Origin of the sequence: Paracoccus sp. (in: a-proteobacteria), assembly GCF_046462195.1 — a bacterium.
In the GTDB taxonomy this organism is placed as follows: Bacteria; Pseudomonadota; Alphaproteobacteria; order Rhodobacterales; family Rhodobacteraceae; genus Paracoccus.
Genome location: NZ_JBKGUN010000056.1, coordinates 1 through 8,520 on the forward strand (window position 1 = coordinate 1; position 8,520 = coordinate 8,520).

The following is an 8,520-nucleotide window of genomic DNA, read 5'->3' on the forward strand; positions in this document are numbered from 1 at the left end:
AGGTCGCCGTGAACCCTCCGGGCCAGGCCGCCAAGAAGATCGAGCAGGGCGTGCACTTCACGACCCAGGGCGACAAGGCGACCCTGCTGGCTGAATACATGTCCAAGCACACGAATGAACTGGCCATGGTCTTCGGCCGCACCAAGCACGGCTGCGAAAAGCTGGCCAAGCTGCTGGAAAAATGGGGCTTTGCCGTTGCCGCGATCCATGGCAACAAGTCGCAGGGCCAGCGGGAACGCGCACTGGAAGCCTTCCGCAAGGGGGAAACCAAGGTGCTGGTCGCAACCGACGTGGCGGCGCGTGGCCTGGATATTCCCGAGGTCGCGCATGTCTACAACTATGACCTGCCCAACGTGCCGGAGAACTATGTTCACCGGATCGGCCGCACTGCGCGTGCAGGCCGTGACGGACGTGCCGTGGCCTTCTGCTCTCCGGCAGAACTGGGCGAACTGCGCGCGATCGAGAAGGCGATGAAGTCTACCATCCCCGTCATCGGCGGCGAAGTCCCTTCGGCGGCGGCCGCCGCTGCGGCGGGCCCTGCAGGCGGCCCGCAGCGCGGTCGTGGCAAGCCGATGGACGGCGGCGCCAACAAGCGTCCCGCCCGTCGTCCCTCGCGCCAGCCCAAGAGCCGGCAGGCCTGATCACCGGCGGCACGCCCCTGGGGCATTAAACAGAACAGCCGCAAGGAAATCCCTTGCGGCTTTTGCTTGTCCGTCAGATGCGGCGGCGTTAAGGCCCGCGGTCATGGCCAAGCTTTATTTCCACTATTCCACAATGAACGCCGGCAAGAGCACCTTGCTGCTGCAGGCGGCCTACAATTACCGCGAACGCGGGATGGACACGCTGCTGCTGACAGCGGCGCTGGACAGCCGGGCCGGTCCGGGCCGTATCGCCAGCCGTATCGGCATCGGCGCAGATGCCGTTGCCTTTGACGCGGACACCGACCTTTTCGCCCTGACCCGTGACCACCGCCCCTGTGCCTGTCTTTTCGTGGACGAAGCGCAGTTTCTGACCGAGGGGCAGGTCTGGCAACTGGCCCGCGTTGCCGATGACCTGGGGATCCCGGTCATGTGCTATGGCCTGAGGGTCGATTTCCGTGGCGCGCTTTTTCCGGGTTCCGCCGCGCTGCTGGCCTTGGCCGATGACCTGCGCGAGGTGCGGACCATCTGCCATTGCGGCCGCAAGGCCACGATGGTCATCCGCCGCGACGAACAAGGGGAGGTCATCACCGAAGGCGCGCAGGTTCAGGTGGGCGGCAATGAAACCTATGTCTCGCTGTGCCGCAGGCATTGGCGCGAAGCCGTGGGCGGCTGATCACGTTTTACGCGCATCGGTTGTGCCCGTTGCGGGGCGACGGGGGTTGATGTAACCATCCGGACAAACAGGCAAGGGAACATATCATGCGCGCATTCCTGCTTCGGATCGCAGCCGTGCTGGCTTTCGCGGCACCCGCGCAAGCCTTTGACACCAACGCGACGGCAGCCTGGGTTTATGATGTCCAGACCGGCACGGTGCTGATGGAAAAGAACGCGGACACGCCCATTCCGCCCGCCTCGATGTCCAAGCTGATGACGCTCTACATGCTGTTCGAAGCCTTAGAAGAAGGCCGGGTCACCATGGAAACGGATTTCCCCGTTTCGACAAAGGCGTGGAAGATGGGCGGCTCGAAGATGTTCGTCGAGCCTGCCGACCGTCCCACGGTCGAGGACCTGATCCACGGCATCATCATCAACTCCGGCAATGACGCCTGCGTCGTGGTGGCCGAGGGGCTTGCAGGGACCGAAGAAGCCTTTGCCCGCCAGATGAACCAGCGTGCCGCCGAGATCGGCCTGACCCAGACCCATCTCGCCAATTCCACCGGCTGGCCCCATCCGGACCACCGCATGTCCTCGCATGACCTGGGCGTTCTGGCCGAGCATCTCATCACCGACTTCCCCGAGCTCTACAAGAAGTTCGCGATGACCGCGTTCACCTACAAGGGGCGGGTGCCTTCGAACGCGAACAACCGCAATCCGCTGCTGCGCATCGGCGGGGGCGACTGGACGGCCGACGGCCTCAAGACGGGCCACACCGAAGAAGCGGGCTATGGCCTTGTCGGCTCGGCGGTCCAGGACGGGCGCCGGGTGATCTTTGTCATCAGCGGCCTGCCCTCGGACCGCGCCCGGGCCGAAGAGTCCGAGCGGATCGTCAACTGGGCCTTTCGGCAGTTCACCATGCAAAGCCTTGTCCCGGCAGGCGAGACCGTGCTGCAGGCGCCGGTATGGCTGGGCACCACCAGCCGCGTGGGCCTGACGACACGCAACGGCGTCAATGTCCTGGTGCCCGCGGGCGCACAGGATCAGGTCAAGGTCGAGGTCGTGTACTCCTCTCCAATCCCCGCGCCCATTGCCAAGGGTGACCAGGTGGGCCAGCTTGTTGTCACCATCCCCGGCACGCGGGACACGGTGACCCCGCTTCTTGCCACTTCGGATGTGCCCGAGGCAGGGCTGGTGGGCCGCATGAAGGGTGCGGTGATGCATCTGGGCCAGCGCGCCATCCGCGCCGCCGGCAGCTGATGCTGATCAGTTTCGAAGGTATCGATGGCTGCGGCAAGTCCACCCAGGCCCGGCTGCTTGCCGAGGCGCTGCGGGCCGAGGGGCAGGATGTCCTGCTGACGCGCGAGCCCGGCGGCAGCCCCGGCGCCGAGGAGATCCGCCGCCTGCTGGTCGAGGGCACTGGCGAGCGCTGGTCGCCCGAAACCGAGTGCCTGCTGTTCACCGCTGCCCGCCGCGATCATCTGGAACGCAGCATTCGCCCGGCGCTGGACGGCGGACGGATGGTCATCACCGATCGCTTTGCCGACAGCACCCGCGTTTATCAGGGCGCCGCGCGCGGGGATCTGCGCGCGATCGTCGACCGTCTCCATGACCTGATGATCGGCATCGAACCCGCTCGAACCTTTGTCATCGACATTGAACCGCGCACCGGCCTCGCGCGCGGCGCGGCCCGCGGCGGGTCCGAGGACCGGTTCGAAAGCCTGGGCCTGCAGTTCCAGGAACGCCTGGCCGAGGGCTTTCGCGCATTGGCCGCGGAATATCCCGCGCGGGTGCGGCTGATCGACGGCAGGGGAACACCCGATCAGGTCGCAGCCCGCGTGCGGAGCGCGCTGTGAAGACCGAAGTCCAGGACATTCCCGAAGCAGACCGCGTGCCGGGTGCCCCGCATCCACGGCACAGCACCCGCGTGATCGGACAGGATGCCGCCATTGCGACCTTCACCGAGGCAGCCTTGGGGCAGCGCCTGCACCATGCATGGCTGCTGACCGGTCCGCGCGGCGTGGGCAAGGCCACGCTGGCCTGGGCCATTGCCCGCTGGCTGCTCAGCGGATCACGCCACACCGATCTCTCGGTCGATCCTTCTGCCCCGGAATTGCGACGCATCTCGGCCTTGTCCGAATCGCGGCTTCAGCTGATCCGCCGCCCTTGGGACGACAAGACAGGTCGCCTGCGGGCCGAGATCACGGTGGACGAGATCCGCAGGCTGCTGTCCTTCTTTCACCTGTCCGCCGCCGAGGGCGGCCGCCGCGTCGCCATCATCGATGCCGCCGACGACATGAATGTCGCCGCGGCCAATGCCCTTCTGAAGGTGCTGGAAGAACCGCCCGCCGATGCCCTGATCCTGATGATTGCCCATCAGCCGGCAGGTCTGCTGCCCACCATCCGTTCGCGCTGCCGGACACTGCGGCTGGCGCCGTTGAAGCCACGGCCGATGGCAGGGATCCTGGCCGACATGGGCATCGATCAGGACGCCGAGGCGCTCGCTGCCCTGTCCGACGGCTCGGTCGGCGAGGCGCTGCGGCTGGCGGGTCAGGGCGGCCTGGACCTTTACCAGGATCTGGTGGACCTGTTTGCCACGCTCCCCCGGATGGACCGGCTGGCGGCCGCGAAATTTGCCGACAACGCCACCGGCCGCGCGGGCGCTGACGGTGATCCATTCGACCTGACCATCACCGTCCTCGACCGGTTCCTGACACGCATGGCGCGGGCGGGCCTGATGGGCGCCCCCCTGCCCCAGGCCGCGCGGGGTGAAGGTGCGTTGATGACGCGACTGTCGCCCGACGACCACGCCGCCCGCATCTGGGCCGAGGCGCAGTCACGGCTTTCGGCACGGGCCCGCACAGGCCGGGCGGTCAACCTTGACCCTGCGGCGCTGGTGATGGATATGGTGCTGGAACTGGCGCAGCTGCCGCCCGCTGCCTCCGCCCCGCCCAACCGAGGTTGAATGATGCAAGACGCGGCCCCTCCGCCGATCGTGGACAGCCACTGTCACCTGGATTTCCCCGATTTCGATGGCGAGCATGACGCGCTGATTGCCCGCGCCCGCGCCGCAGGCGTCACTCGGATGGTCACCATCTGCACCCGCCTGCGCCAGGAACCTGCGGTCCGCGCCTTGGCCGAGGCGCATGACGGTGTCTTTTATGCCGCCGGAACCCACCCGATGAGCGTGGCCGACGAGCCCATGGCCACCGTCGACCAACTGGTGGCCCTTGCCGATCACCCGAAATTCGTGGGCATCGGCGAAACCGGTCTCGATTACCACTACACTGCCGAAAGTGCCGCGATGCAGCAGGAAAGCCTGCGCATCCATATCGAGGCCGCCCGCCAGACCCGCCTGCCGCTGATCATCCATGCCCGCGATGCCGATGACGACATGGCCCGCATCCTAAGCGAGGAATACCGTGCCGGCGCCTATTCCTGCGTGATGCACTGCTTCAGTTCGACTGCCGCCTTGGCGCGGACGGCGCTGGATCTGGGTTTCTATCTGTCGATGTCGGGCATTGCGGCTTTTCCGCGCTCGGCCGATCTGCGCGAAATCTTCAAGGCTACGCCCCTTGACCGTATTTTGGTCGAAACCGACAGCCCTTATCTGGCACCCCCGCCCCATCGCGGCCGCCGGAACGAGCCTGCCTTTGTTGCCAAGACGGCCGCCGTCGGGGCCGAGGTCTTCGGCCTTGACTATGCCGCGTTCGCGGCCCGCACCTCGGCCAATTTCGACCGTCTGTTCTGGAAGGCTGCGTCATGATCCGCGCGACGATCTTGGGCTGCGGCTCGTCCGGGGGTGTCCCCCGGCTCGGCAACCGCTGGGGCACCTGCGACCCGGCCAATCCGCGGAACCGCCGCCGCCGCTGTTCGCTGCTGGTCGAGCGGGACGGCCCGGACGGCAAAACGCAGGTGCTGATCGATACTGGGCCCGATCTTGTGCCGCAGCTGCTGGATGCAGGCGTGGCGACACTGGACGCGGTGGTCTACACGCATGCCCATGCGGATCATGTCCATGGCATCGATGACCTCCGCCAGGTGGTCTTCAACGCCCGCCGGATGCTGCCCCTCTGGGCTGACGACCCCACGGCCGAGGCCTTGGTCGATCGTTTCGGCTATGTGTTCGAAACGCCTGAAGGCAGTCTTTACGACCCCATCTGCCAACTGAACATGATCAAGGATCGGATCGTGATCAGCGGTCCCGGCGGCGATATCACCATGATCCCCTTCCGCGTCCAGCACGGAGAGATCACATCACTCGGCTTTCGCATTGGCGGCCTCGTGTACCTGCCCGACGTGTCGGACATCCCGGACGCGGCCTGGCCGCTGATCGAGGGTGCGCCCGTCTTTGTCTGCGATGCGCTGCGACCGCAGCCGCATCCGACCCATGCGCATCTGGCGCTGGCGCTGGAATGGATCGCGCGCGCGGGCAGCCCCCGCGCGGTGTTGACCAACATGCATATCGACATGGATTATGCCACGGTCGCCGAAACAACGCCATCGCATGTCGAGCCCGCCTTTGACGGCATGGTGATCGAGGCCCCGGTCGAAACACCTGACCTGCCCTCGGCGGCATGAGCGCCCTTTTCACGATCATCCTGCCTGTCTTTCTGGTCGTGGGCTTTGGCTATCTGGTGACATGGCGCGGCTGGTTCGGGGCCAGCGCCGTGGACGGGCTGATGAACTTTGCCCAGAACTTCGCGGTGCCCACGTTGCTCTTTGCATCGATGGCCCGACTGGACCTGGGTGCCGAATTCCGGCCCCAGTTGCTGATTCCCTTTTATGCCGGCGCCTTCGCCAGCTTTGCGGCGGGATGGGCGGGTGCGCATTATCTGTTCCGCAGGCCCTCCGTCGATTGCGTGGCGATCGGCTTTGTCTGCCTGTTCTCGAACACGCTGCTGCTGGGCATCCCGATCACCGAACGCGCCTATGGGGCGGACGCCCTTGCGGGAAACTGGGCGATCATCGCGCTCCACTCTCCCCTGCTTTATACCTTCGGCATCACGGTGATGGAGTTCACGCGGGCCCGCGGCTCGGGCCTGTCGGTCGGGCGCGTGGCGCTGCGTGCGCTGACAGGTGTGCTGCGGACCTCACTGGTGATCGGGATCCTGCTGGGATTGTCGATGAACCTGCTGATGCAGGGGGGTCTCGTCATGCCGCAGGGGTTCTGGGACGCGATCGACATGGTCGCCCGTGCCGCCCTGCCCGCAGCGCTGTTCGGCCTGGGCGGCGTTCTGTACCGCTATCGTCCCGAAGGCGACATGGCCACCATTGCCATGTGCTGCGCCTGCGGCCTGATCCTGCATCCGGCCATCACCTTTGGGACGGGTGCGCTTCTTGGCCTCGACACGGGCGGGATGCGTTCGGCCGTGGTGACTGCTTCCATGGCACCGGGGGTGAACGCCTATCTTTTCGCCAATATCTATGGTTCGGCGCGACGGGTGGCGGCCTCCAGCGTGCTTGTGGGAACGGCGGCGTCGGTCGTGACGGTGTGGATGTGGCTGTCTGTGCTGCCCTGACCTCGCCATGACGCAGCACCGTGCGGCCCGCGATCAGATCGGCACGCGATAAGCGCCGAGCGCACCTTCCAGCGCCGTTTCCTCGTAACCGAAATGCGACCGGATCGCCTGGTCCAAGCGCTGAAAACGTTCTGTGCACAGGTCCATGGCGGCTGGGCTGGGTTCGGCCACCAGGGCTTCGGCCGCCTCGTGCAACTCGTGGATCAGCCGGTGGATGACCTTGTGCTCGGCGATCAGGCGTTGAAGCACGGGTGCCAAGGGAGGTCCCGCACGCTGTGCGATGGCCGGGAACATCCATTGTTCCTCGATGTCATGATGGTTCTGCAGCAGCGCGCAGTCGCGCCCGCAAGCGGTGCCGAACAGGGCCATGTTCCGCGCCAGTCGGGTGCCTGACACCGCAGGCGCCAGATCCGCCGCATCGGCCCTATGGGCGCGGATGTGCATCAGAAGTTCGGCCACTGCCGCCAGTTCGGCTCGGTACATGTCATGGATCGCCGCCAGACGCCGGCCATGCGCCTGCTGCGACCGGGTGAGTCCCGGAAAATCCGGGGGTGCAGGGCGCGCGGCTCCGTCTTCCAGTTCTTCGGGCGTCACCTGGGGGTCACGCCGCGAATACGCTCGGACCGGCGACGCAGGATTTCGACCGTGGTCAGCAGCGCGATCGAAAAGATCACCAGCAAGGTCGCCACCGCCAGAATGGCTGGGCTGATCTGTTCCCGGATGCCGTTCCACATCTGGCGGGGAATCGTCTGCTGGTCGGGACCTGCGATGAAGAGAACCGCCACCACCTCGTCGAACGAGGTGACAAACGCGAACAACGCGCCCGAGATCACGCCCGGCAGGATCAGTGGCATGGTCACCTTGAAGAAGGTCACCCGCGGATTGGCCCCGAGAGAGGCCGCCGCGCGGTTCAGCGACTGGTCGAACCCGACCAGTGTTGCCGTCACGGTGATGATGACAAACGGAATGCCAAGCGTGGCATGCGCCAGGATCACCCCCAGATAGGTGCCCGCAAGCCGGCCGCATTCCGGGTTCAGCCCGATCAGCGACAACAGTTCGCACGGGTTCGAATAAAAGAAGAACATGCCCGTCGCCGTGATGATCAGCGGCACGATCATCGGCGAGATCAGGATCGCCATGATCGCGCGGCGGAACGGCATTTCGGGGCGTGACAGGCCCAGTGCCGCGATCGTCCCCAGCACGGTCGCCACGATGGTCGAGAAGACCCCGATGATGATCGAGTTCTTGGCCGCCTTCACCCAATTCGCGTTGTTCCAGGCATCCGACCAGAAGGCCCAGCCGGTCGCATCAGGGTTCTGCATCCCGAAGGTCAGCAGGCTGCGATACCAGCGCAGACTGTAACCTTCGGGATCGAAGCTCAGCATCCTTTCGGTAAAGGTGAAATACGGTTCCGCGTTGAAGCTCAGCGGGATGACGACAACAATCGGCGCGATCAGAAAGAAGAAGATCGCGGCGCAGATGGCCAGATAGGCATAATGCCAGACGCGCTCCAGCGGGCTTGCATAGGTCGGAACAGCCATCGGTCTACCCCAGTTTCAGATTGTCGATGCCGACAAGGCGGTCGTAAAGCCAGTAAAGGACCAGAACCGCCCCCAGCAGCAGCGCGGCCAGCGCCGCCGCCATCGACCAGTTCAGCGTCCCGGTCATGTGGGACGCGATCATGTTGGAGATCAGCTGCCCCG

General features: G+C 65.6%; 10 protein-coding genes and 1 pseudogene. 8 read left to right on the forward strand and 3 right to left on the reverse strand.

Translation table 11 applies throughout. The features are described 5' to 3' along the window. The 8 genes from ACLHHB_RS03790 to ACLHHB_RS03825 all read left to right on the forward strand — a co-directional run. Nucleotides 1-641 (forward strand): helicase-related protein (locus tag ACLHHB_RS03790; protein WP_410216954.1); only part of this gene is annotated, 641 nt, incomplete at its 5' end. Nucleotides 642-744: 103 nt separating this feature from the next. Further along, a complete protein-coding gene (locus ACLHHB_RS03795) occupies nucleotides 745-1,314 on the forward strand; it encodes a thymidine kinase (RefSeq protein ID WP_410216955.1) in 570 nt (189 codons plus the stop codon). 86 nt (nucleotides 1,315-1,400) lie between these two features. Next, nucleotides 1,401-2,555, forward strand: coding sequence for a D-alanyl-D-alanine carboxypeptidase family protein (locus ACLHHB_RS03800; RefSeq protein WP_410216956.1), 1,155 nt, complete (start codon nucleotides 1,401-1,403; stop codon nucleotides 2,553-2,555). Then, nucleotides 2,555-3,151, forward strand: coding sequence for a dTMP kinase (gene tmk, locus ACLHHB_RS03805; protein ID WP_410216957.1), 597 nt, complete (start codon nucleotides 2,555-2,557; stop codon nucleotides 3,149-3,151). The genes ACLHHB_RS03800 and tmk overlap by 1 nt, the downstream gene beginning before the upstream one ends. Continuing rightward, nucleotides 3,148-4,260, forward strand: coding sequence for a DNA polymerase III subunit delta' (locus ACLHHB_RS03810; protein WP_410216958.1), 1,113 nt, complete (start codon nucleotides 3,148-3,150; stop codon nucleotides 4,258-4,260). The genes tmk and ACLHHB_RS03810 overlap by 4 nt, the downstream gene beginning before the upstream one ends. Nucleotides 4,261-4,263: 3 nt before the next feature. Beyond that, nucleotides 4,264-5,061, forward strand: a complete 798-nt coding sequence (locus tag ACLHHB_RS03815; RefSeq protein ID WP_410216963.1) for a TatD family hydrolase — start codon at nucleotides 4,264-4,266, stop codon at nucleotides 5,059-5,061. Further along, nucleotides 5,058-5,876, forward strand: a complete 819-nt coding sequence (locus tag ACLHHB_RS03820) for an MBL fold metallo-hydrolase (protein ID WP_410216959.1) — start codon at nucleotides 5,058-5,060, stop codon at nucleotides 5,874-5,876. Before ACLHHB_RS03815 ends, ACLHHB_RS03820 begins: the two co-directional genes overlap by 4 nt. After that, nucleotides 5,873-6,817, forward strand: a complete 945-nt coding sequence (locus ACLHHB_RS03825) for an AEC family transporter (protein ID WP_410216960.1) — start codon at nucleotides 5,873-5,875, stop codon at nucleotides 6,815-6,817. Before ACLHHB_RS03820 ends, ACLHHB_RS03825 begins: the two co-directional genes overlap by 4 nt. 33 nt (nucleotides 6,818-6,850) lie before the next feature. Here ACLHHB_RS03825 and ACLHHB_RS03830 read toward each other — a convergent pair whose 3' ends face one another. From ACLHHB_RS03830 to ACLHHB_RS03840, 3 genes and pseudogenes are all read right to left on the reverse strand, one after another. Then, nucleotides 6,851-7,411 carry a hemerythrin domain-containing protein gene (locus tag ACLHHB_RS03830; RefSeq protein ID WP_410216961.1) on the reverse strand — a complete coding sequence of 187 codons (561 nt, stop codon included), beginning with the start codon at nucleotides 7,409-7,411 and terminating at the stop codon, nucleotides 6,851-6,853. Next, the gene (locus tag ACLHHB_RS03835) at nucleotides 7,408-8,358 is read right to left on the reverse strand and encodes an ABC transporter permease (protein ID WP_410216962.1); all 951 of its coding nucleotides are present in this window, start codon (nucleotides 8,356-8,358) and stop codon (nucleotides 7,408-7,410) included. Before ACLHHB_RS03835 ends, ACLHHB_RS03830 begins: the two co-directional genes overlap by 4 nt. 4 nt (nucleotides 8,359-8,362) lie before the next feature. Further along, nucleotides 8,363-8,520, reverse strand: a pseudogene (locus ACLHHB_RS03840) (ABC transporter permease); the annotation flags it as partial.

Coding starts and splice junctions, on each gene's coding strand:
- ACLHHB_RS03795 (WP_410216955.1), top strand. CDS start 745: ATGGCCAAGCTTTATTTCCACTATTCCACAATGAACGCCGGCAAGAGC.
- ACLHHB_RS03800 (WP_410216956.1), top strand. CDS start 1,401: ATGCGCGCATTCCTGCTTCGGATCGCAGCCGTGCTGGCTTTCGCGGCA.
- tmk (WP_410216957.1), top strand. CDS start 2,555: ATGCTGATCAGTTTCGAAGGTATCGATGGCTGCGGCAAGTCCACCCAG.
- ACLHHB_RS03815 (WP_410216963.1), top strand. CDS start 4,264: ATGCAAGACGCGGCCCCTCCGCCGATCGTGGACAGCCACTGTCACCTG.
- ACLHHB_RS03820 (WP_410216959.1), top strand. CDS start 5,058: ATGATCCGCGCGACGATCTTGGGCTGCGGCTCGTCCGGGGGTGTCCCC.
- ACLHHB_RS03825 (WP_410216960.1), top strand. CDS start 5,873: ATGAGCGCCCTTTTCACGATCATCCTGCCTGTCTTTCTGGTCGTGGGC.
- ACLHHB_RS03835 (WP_410216962.1), bottom strand. CDS start 8,358: ATGGCTGTTCCGACCTATGCAAGCCCGCTGGAGCGCGTCTGGCATTAT.